Here is a 17455-nt window from a genome sequence, read left to right on the forward strand (position 1 = left end):
GTTGTATCAATCCGAGCCCTATCATACCTTTTTGCCGCACGCTAAGGGGCAACTTTTGGCTCTGGAGCAAGACTGTAAAACGGTGTTTGCTTACCGGATAGGCAGCGACGTCGTCGTTCCCGCGCGGTTAGCAAACCGGGGTCAGTGCCGACATTCGGACACGAACCCAACCGTAGCAGCTGCTACGGTTGGGTTCGTGTCCGAATGTCGGCACTGACCCCGGTTGGGGTTAACGTTTCGGGACGGCAAACCACTGGTTGCCGTGCTCCTCGAACGGTTGCTTGCCGCTCAGCGCGGCGGCCGCGCCTTGCAGGCCCTGCGTCTGGCGGTAGTGCTGCAACGCCGCAGCCAGCGCCGGCGCGGCCTCGGCCGCCGGCTTGGCTGTCAGCGGCAGCGCGGGCGCTGGCGCCGCCGGGGCGCTGGCATAGCTGGCGATGGCGTTGCTCAGGCTGCTCACTTGCTGTTGCAGCGAGGCAGTGGACGTTGCCTTGTCGGCCAGGAACCAGGCGTCGGCGCTCTGGTGCACGCTGCCGTCGGTGCGGGTGTAGCTCGACGTCAGGCCGATCAGGTTGCCGTTCTGCTCGGTCAGCGTGCTGCGGGCGCCGGTGCTGATGGCGGCGATGCCCAGCTGCGCCAGCGTCTTCAGTTCGTCGGCCTGGCTGATGCCGTCGGCGTTGGCGTCCACCCACACGCGCAGCGCGCCAAAGGCGGCGTCGGCGCTGGTGATCTGGCCGTCGCCGTCGGTGTCGAGCGCGGCCAGCGCGGCGTAGCCGTCCTTGGCCTTGCTGCCGTCGGCCAAGGTGGTGGCGCTGCCGAACAGTTCGCTGCCGTCGTTGATGACGCCGTCGCCGTTGCGGTCCAGGGCCAGCAGGCCGTCGTGGGTGTCGACCCAGCCGGTGCTGACTTTCTGGCCGTCGCCGCGGATGTCGAACTGGACGCCGGCCGCGATGCTTTGGGTGCGCACGCCGTTGCCGTCGAGATCGAGGATCAGCGGCGTGGCGTAGTTGACCGACGACGCGTTCAGCGCCATGCGCTGGGCGATCGACATCGAGGCGATCTGGGTCGCGGTCAGGGCGTCGGCCTGCGACACGCTCAGCGCGCCCAGCACCGTGGTGCCCAGCGCCGGCATCTGCGCCGCCGTCAGCGCCTTGATCTGGTTGTTGCTGAAGGCTTGCAGCTGGCTGGTTTTCAGGCCGGCCACCTGGGTGTTGCTCAGGCCGCCGATCTGGTCGGTCGACAGGTAGCCGATCTGGGTGGCCGTCAGCGCGCCCAGCTGGCTGGTGCTCCATGCGCCGAGCTGGTCGGTGCTGAAGCCGTACAGCTGGGTGGCGTCCAGCGTGGCGATCTGGGCGTTCTTGAGCGCCGCCATCTGGGTGGTGGTCAGCGCGCCGGCCTGCTGGCTGGTCAGCGCCACCAGCTGGGTGCTGGTCAGCACGCCGACCTGCGCCGTGGTCAGGGCGCGCAGCTGGTCGGAGCCCAGCACGCCGATCTGGTCGATGGTCAGCGCCGGCACCTGGCTCAGCTTGATCGCGGCGACCTGGTCGCTGCCCAGCGCCTGCACTTGCGGCGTGGTCAGCGCCGCCAGCTGCGCCGTGCCCAGGTAGCCGATCTGCGTGGTGCGCAGGGCGGCGATCTGGCCGCTGCCGAGGGCGTACAGCTGGTCGGCCGTGAGGGCGCCGAGCTGGGCGCTGGTCAGCGCCTGGACCTGGTCGGTGTTCAGGCTGGTCACCTGGCCGACCTGCAGGCTGGCGATCTGCTGGGTGCCGAAGGCGGCGATGTCGGCGGTGCTCAACACGCCCAGCTGGGCGGTCGACAGCGCCGTCACGGCCGCGATGCTGAGCGCGGCGGCCTGCTGGGTGCTGAGCGCCTGCAGCTGGTCGCTGCCGAAGACGCCGATCTGCACGCCGTCGATGGCGGCGATCTGCGCCGTCTTGAGGCCGCGCACCTGGTCGGTGGTCAGCGCCATGGTCTGCGCGGTCGACAGGCCGGTGAACTGCGGCGCGCTGAGCGCGGCCAGGTCCTGGGTGTCGAGCGCGGCGATTTGCGCGGTGCTGAAGGCGGCCAGCTGGGCCGCGCTGAGGATGGTCATCTGCGCGGTGGCGAAGCCGGTGATCTGCTCGCTGGCGAGGGCGGCGATCTGGTCGGTGCTGAGCACGCTCACCTGCAGCGTGGTCAGCGCGGCGATCTGCGCCGTGCGCAGCGCCTGCATCTGCTCGCTGGTCAGCGCGGCCAGGCTGTCCAGGTTCAGGCCGTAGGCCAGCTGGGCGGTGGTGAAGGCGCCGATGTGGCTGCCGTCAAGCGCGGCCAGCTGGGCGGTGGTCAGGCCGTTGGCCAGCTGGCTGGTGCCCAGGGCGGCGAACTGGGCGACGGTGAGGGCGTTGAGTTGCGGCGCGCCCAGCGAGGCCAGCTGCGCGACGGTCAGCGCATTGAGCTGGCGCGTGCTCAGGGCGTTGAGGTCGACCGTCTCCAGCGCGGCCAGCTGGTCGCTGGTGAGCGCGGCCACCTGCTGGGTGGTGAGGGTGGCGGCCTGGTCGCTGGTCAGCGCCACGATCTGGTCGCTGCTCAGGGCGGCGATCTGCAGCGTGCCGAGGCTGGCCGTCTGCGCGGTGCGCAGGCCGGCCAGCTGGTCGGTGGTGAGGGCGGCGATGGCGTCGGTGCCGAGGCCGTAGGCCAGCTGCAGGGTGGTCAAGGCGTCGAGGTGGGCGCTGTCGAGCGCCGCCAGCTGGTCGGTGGTGAGGCCGGCCAGCAGCTGGCTGGTGCTCAGGGCGGCCAGCTCGGCCGTGGTCAGGCTGTTCAGCTGGTCGGTGGTCAGCGCGCCGACCTGGTCGGTGGTGAGGGCGGCGATCTGGCGCGTGCTGAACACGGCCAGGTCGGCCGTTTCCAGCGCGGCGATCTGCTCGGTGGTCAGGGCCGCCACCTGCCGGGTGGCCAGCGCCTGCACCTGCGCGGTGGTCAGCGCGACGATCTGGTCGGTGCCGAGGCCGGCGCTGAGCTGGTCGGTGCCGAGGCTGCCGATCTGCGCGGTCGACAGCGACGCCAGCTGGTCGGTGCCCAGGGCGTGCAACTGGTCGGTGTTGAGCACGGTGAGCTGGGCGGTGGTCAGCGCCGCCAGGTCGACCGTCTCCAGCGCGGCGATCTGGCTGGTCAGCAGGGCGCTCAGCTGGGCGCTGCCGAGGGCGCGCACCTGGCGCGTGCTCAGGGCAACGATCTGGTCGGTGCCCAGCGCGCCGATCTGGTCGGACTGCAGGCTGCGCAGGGCGGCCGTGTTGATCATGCCGACCTGGTCGGTATTCAGGGCGGCCAGCTGGGCGGTGCTGAGCACCAGCGCCTGGGTGGCGGTCAGCGCGCCCACCTGGGCTGTGCTGAGTTGCGCGACCTGGTCGCTGGTCAGCGCCGTGATCATGGTGGTGGTCAGGCCGGTGAAGGCCGCGCTCGACAGGGCGTTGAGCTGGTCGCTGGTCAGCGCGGCGAACTGCGCCGTCGTGAGCGCGGTCAGCTGGTTGCTGCGCAGCGCGACGAAATCATCGGTGCTCAAGGCGCTGACCTGGTCGGTGCGCAGGGCGCCGATCTGGGCCGCGCTCAGCGTGACGATCTGGGCGCTGCTGAGCGCCGCGATGTGCTCGGTCTGCAAGGCGCCGATCTGGTCGGTGCCGAGGCTGGCCAGTTGCGTGCTGGTCAGCGCGCCGACCAGGCCGAGCGTCAGCGCCGCGATGTTGCGGGTGGTGATGGCGGCGATCTGCGCCGTGGTCAGGGCGCTGAAGTCGGCGCTGTCGAGCGCGTCGAGCTGCTCGCTCGACAGGGCGGCGATCTGCGCGGTCGCCAGGCCCATGGCCTGGGCGCTGGTCAGGGCGGTCATCTGGGCCGCCGTGATGGCGCCGAACTGGGCGGCGTTGAGCGCGCCGATCTGGCTGCTCGACAGCGTGGCGAAGTTGTCGGTGCTGATGGCGGCGATCTGGCTGCTGGTCAGGGCGTTCAGGGCGCGCGTGCTGAGGTGGTCGACCTGTTGCGAGGTCAGCAGGCCGATCTGGTCGCTGGTCAGGGCTTGCGCCTGCGCCGAGCTCAAGGCCTCGATCTGGTCGCTGGTCAGGTGCTGCAACTGGTCCTCGGTCAGCGTCACCAGCTGGCCGGTGCCCAGCGTGGCGACCTGCGCGGTGGTCAGCGCCTGCAGCGCGTCGGTGGTCAGCGACTGCAGCTGGTCGCTGCTGAACACGGCCAACTGGCGGCTGGCCAGGGCCTGCACCTGCTGCGTGGTCAGGGCGGCGACGCGGTCCAGCGTCAGCGCCTGGATCTGGCTGGTGCCGAGGGCGAGGATCTGGGCGCTGGTCAGGGCCGCCAGGTCTTCGTACTCGATGGCGCCCAGCTGGGCGCTGGTGAGCAGGGCGATCTGCGCCGTGCCCAGCAGGCCGAACTGCTGCGTGGTCAGCTGGATGATCTGGTCGCTGCCCAGGGCTTGCAGCTGGGTGCTGCCGAGCGCGCCGAGCTGGACGGCGCCGAAGCTTTGCAGCTGGACGTCCAGCAGCGCGTTGAGCTGGCTGGTGGTCAGGGCGGCGATCTGGGCGGTGCGCAGCGCCACCAGGTCGGCCGTGGTCAGCGCCTGCAGCTGGTCCGAGGTCAGCGCCCGCAGCTGGTCGCTGCCGAGCGCCTGCGCCTGGGCGCTGGTCAGCGCGGCGACGCGGTCGGCCGTCAGCGCGCGGATCTGGTCGGTGCCGAGCACGGCGATCTGCGCCGAGCGCAGCGCGGCCAGGTCGACCAGTTCGATCGCACCCAGCTGGTCGCTGCTCAGCGCCGCCACCTGGCGCGTGCCGAGCACGGCAAATTGCGCCGTGGTCAGGGCGATGATCTGGTCCGAGGTCATGGCCTGCAACTGGTCGGTGCCCAGCGCGTTCATCTGGATCACGGTCAGCGCCTGCACCTGGTCGGCGCCGAGCGCCTGCAGCTGGGCGTTGCTGAGGATGCTGATCTGCACCGTGCGCAGGGCGGCGACGTCATCGCTGCTGAGCGCCTGCACCTGGGCCAGGCTGAAGGCGGCGGTCTGCTGGGTCGACAGGCTGCCGACCTGCAGCGCGGTCAGCGCGTGGATCTGGTCGGTGCTCAGCAGGGCCACCTGGCCGGTGCCGAGCGCGGCAAGCTGCGCGGTTTTCATGGCGGCCAGGTCGGCCAGTTCCAGCGCCGCCAGCTGGTCGCTGGTCAGCGCGGCGACGCCGGCGGTGCTGACGGCGCCGATCTGGCGGGTGCTCAGGGCGACGATCTGGTCGGTGCTCAACGCGGCGATCTGGGCGGCGCTCAGGCCGGCGATCTGGGCCGTGGTGAGGGCCTGGATCTGGTCGGTGCCGAGGTTGCTCAGCGAACCGAGCGCGCCAAGCTGGGCCACGCTCAGCGCGGCGAAGTCGTCGGTGCTCAGCGCGCCGACCTGGTCCGAGCTCAGCGCGGACAGCTGGGCGGTCGACAGCGCCGCCACCTGGCTGCTGCTCAGAGCGACGATCTGGCCGGTGCCCAGCAGCGTCACCTGGGCGGTGCTCAGCGCGGCCAGCTGGGCGGTGCGCAGGGCCGCCATGTCGTCGGTGTTGAGCGCGGCCAGCTGGCCGCTGCCGAGGCTGGCGATCTGCGCGGTGGCCAGGCCGTTCACCTGTTTGGTGGTCAGCGCGGCGATCTGTTCGGTCAGCAGCGCCTGGAATTTGGCCGTGCTCAGCGAGGCCAGCTGGGCCGCCGTCAGGGCCTGCAACTGGTCGGTGGCGAGCGCGTCCAGCTGGTCGCTGGCCAGCGCCTGCAGCTGCGCGGTCTTCAGCGCGGCCAGGTCCTGGGTTTGCAGCGCGCGGATCTGGTCGCTGCTCAGCGCGCCCACTTGCAGTGTGTTCAGGTTGGCCACTTGCAGCGTGCTCAGCGCGGCGATCTGGGCATTGCTCAACAGCGCGATCTGGCTGGTTTGCAGGGCGTTGATCTGCGCGGTTTTCATTGCCGCCAGGTCGTCGGTCGCCAGCGCGGCCAGCTGGCTGGCGCTGAGCGCCTGCACTTGCGCGGTGCCGAGGTTGGCCGCCTGCAAGGTGGTCAGGGCGATGATCTGTTCGCTGCCGAGCGCCTGGAACTGGCTGGACGAGAGTGCGCCCAGCTGCGCCGTGGTCAGCGCGCGGAACTGGTCGCTCAGCAGGGCGCCGACCAGACTGGCGCCCAGCGCGGCGATTTGCGCGGTTTTCAGCGCGGCGATGTCGGCGCTGGAGAAGGTCTGCAGCTGGGCGGCGCCGAACGCCGCCAGTTGCGCGCTGCTCAGGCTGGCGGCCTGCAGCGTGGTCAGGGCTTCGGCCTGGGCGTTGCTCAGGCTGGCGATCTGGGCCGTGCCAAGCGCGGCGATCTGCTGCGTCTTCAGCGCCGCCAGGTCGCAGCTTTCCAGCGCGTTCAGGAAGTCGCTGCCGAGGCCGGCGACCTGCTGCGTGCTGAGGTTGCTGACCTGCAGCGTCGACAGCGCGGCGATCTGCGCCGCATCGAGCGCGGCCAGCTGGTTGCTGCGCAGCGCGGCGATCTGCTGGGTCTTGAGCTGGCCCAGCAGGGTGGCGCCCAGCGCGGCCAACTGGTCGCTGCCGAGCAGCGGGATCTGCGCCGTGCCCAGGCTCAGCACTTGCGCGCTGCTCAGTGCGGCGATCTGGCCGAGCGCCAGGTGTTGCAGCTGGCTGCTGGTCAGGGCCTGCAGCTGCGCGGTGGTCAGCGCCTGCACTTGCGTGGCGCTGAGCGCGTTGAGGCTGTCGCTGCTCAGGCTGGCGATCTGCGCCGTGCGCAGGGCCGCCAGGTCGCGGGTTTCGATGGCCAGCAGCTGGTCGGCGCCGAGGGCGTCCAGCTGGCGCGTGCTCAGGCTGCTGAACTGCAGCGTGCTGAGGGCCACGATCTGGTCGCTGCCGAGCAGGGCCAGCTGCTCGGTGGACAGCGCGGCGAGCTGCTGGGTTTTCAGCGCGGCCAGGTCGGCGGTCTGCAGGGCCTGCAGCTGCTCGCTGGTCAGCGCCGCCACTTGCGCGGTGCCGAGGTTGCTGGCCTGCAGCGTGGTCAGCGCGGCGATCTTGTCGGCGCCCAGCGCCTGCACCTGCGCCGTGCCGAGCGCGGCCAGCAGGCGCGTGCTGAGGGCGCGCACATGGGCCAGGTCGAGCGCGGCCACGGTGGCGGTCGCCAGCGAACCGATCTGGGCGGTGGTAAAGGCGTTCAGGTCCTGCGTTTCCAGCGCGTTGAGCTGCTCGGTCGACAGCCCGGCCAGTTGCGCGGTGGCCAGCTGGCTCACCTGCAGCGTGGTCAGCGCGGCGATCTGGGTGTTGGAGATGGCGGCCAGCTGCTCACTGTTGAGCGCGTTGAGCTGGCTGCTCTTCAGCGCGGCCCAGTCGGCGTTGCTCAGCATGCCGAGCTGGCTGGCCAGCAGGAAGCCGATCTGCGCGGTGCTGAAGGCGCCCACTTGCAGCGTGGTCAGGGCGCCGATCTGGGCGCTGTTGAGCACCTGGATCTGGGCCGAGGTCAGCTGGGCGATCTGGTCGGCCTTGAGCGCCGCCACCTGCGCCGGCGTCAGCGTGGCGATGCTCTTGGTGCCCAGGCCCAGCAGCTGGCTGGTGCGCAGCGCGGCGAAGTCCTGGGTTTCCATCGCCAGCAGCTGGTCGGTGGTGAGGGCGTTGAGCTGCACGCCGGTCAGCGCGTTGGCCTGGGCGGTGGTCAGGGCGATGATCTGGTCGGTGGTCAGGGCGCTGACCTGGCCGGCGCTGAGGGCGACGATCTGCTGGGTTTTCAGCACGGCGAAGTCGCGCGTTTCCAGCGCGGCGATCTGGTCGGTGGACAGCGCGCCGATGTCGCGCGTGCCCAGCGTGCTGGCCTGCAGCGTGCTCAGGGCAACGATCTGGTCGGTGGTCAGCGCCGCCAGCTGCGTATTGCTCAGCGCGTTCAGCAGGGTGGTGGTCAGCATGGCGAATTGCGCGGTCGGCAGCGCGGCCAGGGCGTCGGTGCCCAGCGCCGGCACCTGGCTGGTGCGGAAGGCGGCCAGGCTGGCGCTCGACAGCGCGGCCAGCTGGGCGGCGCTGAGGGCGGCCACTTGCAGCGTGGTCAGGCTGGCGATCTGCACGCTGGCCAGCGCGGCGAACTGCTCCGTGCCCAGCTGCGTGATCTGGCTGGTGGTCAGGGCGGCGACCTGTTGCGTGCGCAGGGCCGCCAGGTCGCGTGTTTCCATGGCGGCCAGCTGGTCGCTCGACAGCGCGGCGATCTGGCGCGTGGCCAGTTGCGCGCTTTGCGCGGTGGTCAGCGCGACGATCTGGTCGGTGGTCAATGCGCCGAGCTGGGCGGTGGTGAGGTTGCTCAGCACGGTGCTGGTCAGCGCGGCAAACTGGGCGGTGGTCAAGGCCGCCAGGGCGCTGTTGCCGAGGGCCACGGCTTGCTGCGAGCTCAGCGCCGCGAGGTCGCGGGTTTCCAGCACGGCGATCTGGTCGGTCTGCAGCGCCGCCACTTGCGCGGTGCCGAGCGCCGCCACCTGCTGCGAGCCGAGGCCGATCAGCTGGGCGCTGTTGAGCAGGACGATCTGCGCGGTGCGCAGCGCGGCGATCTGCTGGGTCTTGAACGCGGCCAGGTCCTGGGTTTGCAGCGCGCCGAGCTGGTCGGCGGTCAGCGCGGCGATCTGGCGGGTGGCCAGCGCGCTGCTTTGCGCGGTGCTCAGCGCGACGATCTGGTCGGTCGACAGGGCGATGAACTGGCTGGTGCTCAGGCTGCTGAGCACGGCGGTGCTCAAGGCGCCGATCTGGCTGGCGCTGAAGGCGCTGATGTTGTCGCTGGCCAGCGCGGCGGCCTGCTGCGATTGCAGCCCGGCCAGCGCGGCCGCTTGCAGCGCCAGCACTTGCGTGCTGTTCAGGGCGGCGATCTGGCGCGTGGTCAGGGCCGCCACCTGCTGCGAGCTCAGGCTGCCGAACTGTTCGGTGCCCAGCGCGCTCAGCTGGGTGGTGGTCAGGGCGGCGATCTGTGCGCTTTTGAGCGCGGCCAGGTCGCGGGTTTCCAGCGCCATCAGTTGTGCGGTGCTCAGCGCGGCGATCTGCAGCGTGGTCAGCGTTGCGGCCTGGGCTGTGGTCAGGCTGACGATCTGGGCGTTGTCGAGGGCGGCCAGCTGGCGGGTGCTGAACGCGGCCAGCTGGGCGGTGCCCAGCGCGGCGATCTGGTCGGTGCCGAAGGCGGCGATGGCTTCGCTGCTCAAGCCGCCGAGCTGGCTGGTTTTCAGGGCGGCCAGGTCGGCCGTTTCCAGCGCGGCCAGCTGGTCGGCGGACAGCGCCGCCAGTTGCTGCGAGCTCAGGGCGCTGGCCTGCGCGGTGCGCAGCGCCACGATCTGGCTGGTGGTCAGCGCGCTGAGCTGGGCGGTGGCGAAGGCGTTGATCTGCGCGGTGGTCATGGCGGCCAGGTCGGCCGTCTCGATCGCGGCCAGCTGGGCGTTGCTCAGGGCCTGTACCTGCTGGGTCGTCAGCGCGGCGACCTGGGCGGTTCTGAGGGCGGCGATCTGGTCGGTCGACAGGGCGCGCACCTGCGCGGTCGGCAGCGAGGCGATTTGCGCCGGACTCAGCAAGACGATCTGGTTGGTGCCCAGCACCGCGGTGGTGGCGGTGCCGAGGGCGGCCAGCTGCTGGCTTTTCAGCGCGGCGAAGTCCTGGCTTTCCATGGCGCCCAGCTGGTCGCTGGACATCAGGCTCAGTTGCAGCGAGGTCAGCGCCTGCACCTGGGCGGTGGTCAGGGCGACGATCTGGTTGCTGTCGAGGGCGGTGAACTGGCGGGTGGTCAGCGCGGCGATCTGCTGCGTTTTCAGCGCGGCCAGGCCGCTGGTGCCGAGGGCGGCCAGCTGCTCGGTGCCGAGGCGGCCGATCTGGGTGGTCGACAGGGCGCTGGCCTGGAGCGTGCTCAGCGCGGCAAGCTGGGAGTCGCTCAGCGCGCCGAGCTGGCTGGCGTCCAGCGCGTTCAATTGCAGCGAGCTCAGGGCGCCGATGTCGTTGCTGGCGAAGCTGGCGATCTGGCTGGTGCTCAGGGCGGCGATCTGCTGCGTCTTCAGCGCGGCCACCTGGGCCGAGGTGAGGGCCAGGATCTGGTTGCTGCCGAGGGCGCGCACCTGGTCGGCGTTCAGGGTCGCCAGCTGCGCGGTCTTGATCGCGGCCAGGTCTTCGGTGTCGAGCACGGCGATTTTGGCTGGGGTCAACATGGCAAGCTGGGCCGAGGTCAGGGCGCCGAACTGGCTGGAGGTCAGGCCGGCGCTGAGCTGGTTGGTGCTCAGGCTGGCGAACTGCGCCGTGGTGAGGGCCGCCACCTGCCTGGTCGACAAGCCTGTACTCAGCTGCAGCGTGCTCATGGCCTGCAGGGCCGGCGTGGTCAAGGCGCGCAACTGGGCGGTGCCGATCCAGCTGAGCTGGTCGGTGCTGAGCACCGTCATCTGCAATGTGCTGAGCGCGGCGACGTCCGCCGTGGTCAGCGTGGCGATTTGCGCCGATTGCAATGCCTTGATTTGGTCGGTGGTAAGTTCAGAAATGTTCGATGCCATGTTGTATATTCTCCCTGCCGGAAATATATATTACCGTCAAACGACTTCAAGACGAAGTCAAAGCCTTAAATAGCCGTCAATTCTTCGCCTGAAAACAATGACTTAGCGCTCACTTTGTCATCTCCCAGTCATAAATCGCCGGGTGCAAAATAAGTAATCAGGAAACAATGTAAGATGCGGTTTCGCGTTACTCCCTTATTTCCCGGCCATGCTGCAAACTCCCGCCACATTTCAGCCCGTGATACGTCCGCAGGACCATGACGAAGCGCTAACATTTGTCTTCCATCGCGGAGAGTTGCTATTGCGCAACAGTATCCTGGGTTTGCCGGCGGCGGCGGACCTGGCGGGGCTGCCTCTGGCGCCGGAACGTCTCCACGCGCTGGGGCTGTGGGAAGGCCGCTATTACCAGGCCACCTGGCTGGACGAGGCGACCTTGCCGGGGCCGGAGTTCGGCTACCACGGCCTGCGCGCGCTGTTCGGCGTGGTCGACGACGGCTTCCTCGGCGTGGCCGGGCGCGCGGCGCAGCTGGTCGAGTGGGCGCGCACCCATCGCTATTGCGGCGTCTGCGCGACGGCCATGCAGCTGCTCGAAGGCGAGCGCTGCTTCAAGTGCCCCCATTGCGGCCACAGCGCCTACCCGCGCATCTCGCCGGCCATGATGGTGCTGATCCGCAAGGGCGACCAGGTGCTGCTGGCCATGCACACCAATTCGCCGTACAAGCGCTACACGGCGCTGGCCGGTTTCCTGGAGGCCGGCGAGTCGGTCGAGGAAGCCATCCACCGCGAAGTGTTCGAGGAGGTCGGCCTGAAGGTGCATAACCTCAAATACTTCGGCAGCCAGCCGTGGCCGTTCCCGCACTCGCTGATGATCGCCTACACGGCGGAATATCTGGACGGCGAGATCCGCATCGACCAGAGCGAAATCGCCGATGCGCGCTGGTTCGGGCCGGATGATGAATGGCCGGATCTGCCGGTCAAGGTGTCGATCGCGGCGCGCCTGATCGACGCCCACCGGCCGGGCTGAGGCCCGGTGCGGTCCCGGCATTTTCTATATACTGTCGGGCAATTTCAAAAAAAGGTGTTTCATCATGTCTCAAGAATTTACGGAAAACGACTGGCGCCGCCTGATTGCCAGCATCGGCGAAGACCCGGACCGTCCAGGTCTGCTGGAAACGCCGGCCCGCGTTGCCAAGGCGTGGAAGCACTGGACCTCCGGCTACGACCAGAACCCGGTCGAGCTGTTGAAGGCGTTTGAAGACGGCGCCGAGCAGTACAACGAATTCATCATCGTGCGCAACATCCCGGTGTACAGCCATTGCGAGCACCACCTGGCGCCGTTCTTCGGCAAGGCCACCATCGGCTACATTCCGAACGGCAAGATCGTCGGCCTGTCCAAGCTGACCCGCCTGGTCGACTGCTTCGCCAAGCGCCTGCAGGTGCAGGAACGCATGACGATGCAGATCGCCAATGCGCTGATGGACGTGCTGGAACCGAAAGCGGTGGGCGTGATCGTCAAGTGCCGCCACCTGTGCATGGAAAGCCGCGGCATCCGCACGCCGGGCGAAGAAACGGTGACCTCGGCCATGCTGGGCGAATTGCAGCCCAACCTGGCGATGCGCACCGAGTTCCTGGCGCTGGCCAAGGACTAAGCGCGATGGCGGCTATCGAATGGCTGAACGGCGGCCTCGACGCCGCCTTTGCACTGGCCCGCGCGCAGCAGCGCCCGCTGTTCCTGTACTGGGGCGCCGTGTGGTGCCCGCCGTGCAACCGGGTCAAATCCGAGATCTTCGCGCGCGATGAATTCATCCAGCGCGCTGCGGGCGTACTGAGCTATCACCTCGATGGCGACAGCGCCGGCGCCCAGGCGCTGGCCGCGCAGTACCAGTTGCGCAGCTACCCGACGCTGGTGCTGTTCGCGCCGGACGGCAGCGAAATCACGCGCCTGCCGTGCGAACTGGATGGCGAACTGTTCGTCGCCGCCTTCGACGCCGCGCTGGCCGTGCATGCGGCCGGCTCCTCGGCGGCGGTGGCGCTGGATGCCGCCCTGTCCGGCACGCGCGCATTGAGCGCCGACGAGTGGTCGCTGTTGAGCCACTACTCCTGGGACACCGACGAAGGCAAGCTGCTGGGCGCGCGCACGCTGGCGCCGACCCTGTCGGCGCTGGCCGCCGCCAGCACGGATGCCGACGCCGCCGTGCGCTTGCGCCTGCACGCCGAACTGGCCTCCGGCAGCGCCGATGCCGCCGGCCTGCTGGCGGTGTTGGCCGACGCGCGGCTGGCGCGCTCCAACATGGACATCTTCAGCAACAGCGGCATCAACCTGATCAAGATCGCCAGCCGGCGCGAGGAACTGGTGGCCGCCATGGGCAGCGTGGCGGCGCAGTGGGCCGACGACTTCTGGTTGAGCGCGCCGGACCGCCTGATGGCCGTGCGCCTGCAGATGCGCCTGGCGCGCCTGCTGGCGCCGACGCAGGGCTTGCAGGAGCAGGTGCGCGCGCGCGTCGAAGAAGCGCTGGCCGCATCCGCCGATGCGTATGAGCGCCACACGCTGGTCAACACGGCGGTCAGCGCGCTGAACGACGCCGGCCTGCCGGCGCAGGCCGAGCAAGTGCTGCTGGCTGAACTGCCGCGTTCGCATTCACCGTACTACTTCATGCTGAGCCTGGCGGCCAGCGCCAAGCGCCGCAGCGATGTGGCGGGCGTGCTGGACTGGTATGGCAAGGCGTGGCAAGCGTCGGTGGGGCTGGCGACGCGGCTGCAATGGGGCGTGACGTATCTGGTCAGCGTGATCGACCTGGCGCCGCAGGACACGGTGCGCATCGAGCAGGCCGCGCAAGGCCTGCTGGCCGACGTCAAGGCGGCCGGCGCCGACGCCCACCAGCAGCGCAACCTGGGCCAGCTGCAAAAGCTCGCGCCCAAGCTGGCCGCCATCCCGCCCGGCCCGCACACCAGCGCCCTCGCAGCTGCTATCTAAATCCGGGGTCAGGTCCCCCATTTCTACACGGGCTGTGCCGTAGCGCCTGCTACGGCACAGCCCGTGTAGAAATGGGGGACCTGACCCCGGATTAGCGGCGCTGGAATTCGGCGCCGTCTTTCCACTTCGGCGCGTCTTTGGCTTGCGCGGCCTGGTAGCCGGCCTGGAACAGCAGGGCGATGTCGTCCACCGCGCCGCTGGTGTTCCAGTTCGGCTGCACGACGTCGTTGACGGTGTGGAACTGATGCGCCGTGTAGCTCAACAGCTTGCTGGCGCTGCTGCGCAGATAAATCGTCGGCACGCCGGCACGCGCGAACTCCAGCTGGTCGCCACGGTAGTAGCTGCCGTAGCTGATGTTGCTGTCGGGCCTGACCACGCGCCCCTGCCTGGCCGCCGCCGCCGTCACCAGCTCATCCGCCGTCGATTTGCCCATGCCGCTCAGTTCGACATCGCGCGTGCGGCCCCACATGTTGAGGCCGTCGATATTGATGTTGAGGACCGTCTTGCCCAGCGGGTACAGCGGATGCCGCACATAGTAATGCGCGCCCAGCAGTCCGCGCTCCTGCGCCGTGGTCGCCACGAACAGGATGGTGCGCTTGGGCGCCGCCGGCAGCGCCTTGTAGGCGCGGGCGATCTGCAGCAGCGCCGCCACGCCGCTGGCGTTGTCCACCGCGCCGTGGAAGATCTGCTGCGTGCGCGGACCGGGCAGCGATTCGTCGATGCCGAAATGGTCCCAATGCGCCGTGTAGATGACCACCTCGTTCTTCAACTGCGGATCGGAACCGGCGATGCGCGCCACCACGTTGTGCGACAGCACCTCGCGCGTCGCGTTCAGCGTCGCCAGGTTGACCTTGATCCCCAGCGGCAGCGGCTTGAAGCTGCGCGATAGCGCCTCCTGCTTGAGCTCCTTGAAATCCAGGCCGGCCGCCTTGAACAGCTCGCACGCGCGTTCCTGTTGCAGCCAGCCGGCCATGGCCGGCAGATCGGCCTCGGGCGTTTTGCCCTTGAGCGCGAAGTTTTCCCGGCCCCAGCTGTTGACCACCACTTCATACGGATAGCCGGCCGCCTTGTTCTCGTGCACGATCAGCGCCGCCGCCGCGCCCATCTTCGCCGCCATCTCGAACTTGTAGTTCCAGCGCCCGTACCAGGTGACGGCGTTGCCGCCGAAGACCGCCGGGTCCAGCAGCCGGGGATGCTTGGGATCGGGCAGCGGCGGGTCGTTGATCAGCATGACCAGGGTCTTGCCCTTCAGCTCCGCGCCCTTGTAGTCGTCCCACTTGAATTCCGGCGCCTGCACGCCGTAGCCGACGAACACCAGTTCCGAATCGGCCACCTCCAGCTGCTTGTCGGCGCGCGCGGTCCAGGCGATGTAGTCGTCGCCGAAGCGCAGCTGGGTCGGCTTGCCGTCCTTGTCGACGTAGTTCAGCGTCGGATGGCTGGAGATGCCGACCAGCGGCACCGCCTGCAGATAGGTGCCGTCCGGATTGCCGGGCTCCAGCCCCAGTTTCCTGAACTGCTGCTGCAAATACTCGATGGTCATCACTTCGCCCTGCGTGCCGGGCGCGCGGCCTTCGAACTCGTCCGAAGCCAGCGTGGTGATCTGTTCCAGCAGCGCCGCGCCGTCGATTTTGGGCAACGCGGTGGCGTGGGCCGTGCCCGCGCTGAGTGCCAGAAGCGTTGTCGACAGGAGCAATTTCATATGGGTGAAGGATTGTTAATAATAAGCCACCATTTTGACACATTTTTGTTGCTTAAGGACACATTTCTATCGAGATGGATCGATCGGATAAGCAGATCATTCTCTGCGGATAATCGCGCTTTTTTATCCGAATTTTTAATACTAAGATGACTCCATCGAACTTCCTACCAGGAGCATCACCATGAACACCAAAGCCATCCTCGCCTCCCTCGCCCTGCTGGCCGCCGCCGGCAGCAGCTTCGCCGCCGACACCAGCGAAGCGAGCTTCGACCAGACCTTCCGCGACAGCGGCAAAAGCACCGTCACCCGCGCCCAGGTGAAAGCGCAGACCATCGCCGCCCGCAAGGCCGGCCTGCTGGACACCAACGAAGCGTATCAGGACATCGCCTACATGGCGCCACGTTCGAAGAGCGCTGACGTGAAAGCGCAACTGGCCGCCAAGCCTGCGCAGGGCAACACTGCCCACTAAGCAACATCGTTTCCGCAAGAAGGGCGCAGCGCTCAATGCTGCGCCCTTTTTGGTTTTTGCGGATAAACCACAAGCATGAAATTTGTTTCACGCTGCAAGGAACTTTGCGGGTATTCTGGTTTCCATAAGACAATAGGAGACCTCCCTATGAATAAATTGTCCTTCCAGCAGAAATTGTGGGTGCCGCTGATTTGCAGCCTGCTGTGCATCACCGCAATCTTCCTGTTTGAAACCATCCAGACCCGTAACGTGCGCATCGAAGAGCGCAGCAACGACTTGCGCAATGTCGACGACATGGCGCTCAACCTCGTCAAGCAGTTCGGCGACAAGGCCGCCGCCGGCACGCTGAGCAAGGAGGACGCGCAGAAGCAGGCCATGGAGGTCATCAAGAACCTGCGCTACGCCAAGGATGGCTACTTCACCATCAGCAGCGGCACCATGTCGCTGATGCATCCGATCAAACCCGAGAACAACAACAAGGACCTGGCCGACCTCAAGGATCCGAAGGGCACCTACGTCTACCGCGCCATCGCGGCGGCCGGCGGCCAGCCGGAAGGCGGCGGCTTCGTCAACTATTACTGGTCGCGTCCGGGCGCGACCGAACCGGTGCCGAAAATGAGCCGCGTGGTGCACTATGCGCCGTGGAACTGGGACATCACCACCGGCGTCTACATCGACGATATCGACGCCGCCTTCCAGGCCTCGCTGCTGAAGTCGGCCGGCTGGCTGGCCGCGGTGTGCGCCCTGCTGTGGGTGATCGTCAGCATGGTCAACAAGAGCCTGCGGCACACCATCGGCGGCGCGCCGGAATACGTCGGTGAAATCACCCAGAAGATCGCCGACGGCGACCTCAGCATTGTGATCAAGACGCACGCGACGGACCAGGCCAGCATCCTGCATTCGGTGAAGGTGATGCAGCAGCGGCTGGCCGAGACCATCGGCGAGATCCGCCGCAGCGCCGACACCATCGCCACCGCTTCGGGCGAGATCGCCTCCGGCAATATGGACCTGTCGGCGCGCACCGAGTCGCAGGCCAGCTCGCTGGAAGAAACCGCGGCGTCGATGGAGGAGCTGACCTCGACCGTGACGCAGAACGCCGACAACGCGCTGCAGGCCAACAAGCTGGTGCAGTCGGCGTCGGAAGTGGCGGCGCGCGGCGGCAAGGTGGTGTCGCAGGTGGTGCAGACGATGGACACCATCAACGCCTCGGCGACGCGGATCGTGGACATCATCAGCGTGATCGACGGCATCGCCTTCCAGACCAATATTCTGGCCCTGAATGCGGCGGTGGAAGCGGCGCGCGCCGGCGAGCAGGGCCGCGGTTTCGCGGTGGTGGCGTCGGAAGTGCGTAACCTGGCGCAGCGTTCGGCGGCGGCGGCCAAGGAAATCAAGGAACTGATCAACGCATCGGTCGACAGCATCGGCGCCGGCAGCGCGCTGGTGGCGGAGGCGGGCACGACGATGAACCAGGTGGTGGACAGCGTCTCGCGTGTGACGCAGATCATGTCGGCGATCACCGACGCATCGAGCGAGCAGAGCACGGGCATCGGCCACGTCAACATGGCGATCACGGAGATGGATTCGGTGACGCAGCAGAACGCCGCGCTGGTGGAGCAGGCGGCGGCGGCGGCGGGCAGCATGCAGGAACAGGCGGCGATGCTGGCCACGCTGGTCGCGCGCTTCAAGCTGGGCGGCGAACCGCAGCCGCAGCCGGTCGCCATCGCGCCGGCGCCGCGCGCCGCACCGCGTCCGGTCAAACGCCAGATGGCGTTGGTGCGCTAAAAAAAACCGGGGTCA

General features: G+C 68.3%; 7 protein-coding genes. 5 read left to right on the plus strand and 2 right to left on the minus strand.

The window, feature by feature from the left end:
• Positions 1-229 precede the first annotated feature (229 nt).
• A complete protein-coding gene (locus GJ695_RS23080; protein ID WP_154368936.1) occupies positions 230-10516 on the minus strand; it encodes an SPM autocatalytic domain-containing protein in 10287 nt (3428 codons plus the stop codon).
• A gap of 208 nt (positions 10517-10724) precedes the next feature.
• On the opposite strand from GJ695_RS23080, the gene nudC reads away from it, so the two are divergent.
• The 3 genes from nudC to GJ695_RS23095 all read left to right on the plus strand — a co-directional run bounded on the left by nudC (position 10725) and on the right by GJ695_RS23095 (position 13490).
• Positions 10725-11540 carry an NAD(+) diphosphatase gene (gene nudC, locus GJ695_RS23085; protein WP_154368938.1) on the plus strand — a complete coding sequence of 272 codons (816 nt, stop codon included), beginning with the start codon at positions 10725-10727 and terminating at the stop codon, positions 11538-11540.
• 64 nt (positions 11541-11604) lie between these two features.
• Entirely contained in the window at positions 11605-12165 is a 561-nt protein-coding gene (gene folE / locus GJ695_RS23090) for a GTP cyclohydrolase I FolE (protein WP_154368940.1), read from the plus strand.
• Between the two features lie 5 nt (positions 12166-12170).
• On the plus strand, positions 12171-13490 hold the full coding sequence (locus GJ695_RS23095; RefSeq protein WP_154368943.1) for a thioredoxin family protein: 1320 nt from the start codon (positions 12171-12173) through the stop codon (positions 13488-13490).
• Between the two features lie 91 nt (positions 13491-13581).
• On the opposite strand, the gene GJ695_RS23100 is transcribed toward GJ695_RS23095, so the two are convergent.
• Positions 13582-15189, minus strand: a complete 1608-nt coding sequence (locus GJ695_RS23100; RefSeq protein ID WP_154368945.1) for a M28 family peptidase — start codon at positions 15187-15189, stop codon at positions 13582-13584.
• Between the two features lie 181 nt (positions 15190-15370).
• Here GJ695_RS23100 and GJ695_RS23105 point away from each other — a divergent pair, with 181 nt between their 5' ends.
• Entirely contained in the window at positions 15371-15658 is a 288-nt protein-coding gene (locus GJ695_RS23105; protein WP_154368947.1) for a DUF4148 domain-containing protein, read from the plus strand.
• A gap of 147 nt (positions 15659-15805) precedes the next feature.
• Positions 15806-17440 (plus strand): methyl-accepting chemotaxis protein, encoded by a 1635-nt coding sequence (locus GJ695_RS23110; RefSeq protein WP_154368949.1) that lies wholly within the window; start codon positions 15806-15808, stop codon positions 17438-17440.
• The last annotated feature ends 15 nt before the right edge of the window (positions 17441-17455 follow it).

The organism is Duganella alba, assembly GCF_009674495.1.
Lineage (GTDB): Bacteria > Pseudomonadota > Gammaproteobacteria > Burkholderiales > Burkholderiaceae_D > Rugamonas > Rugamonas alba.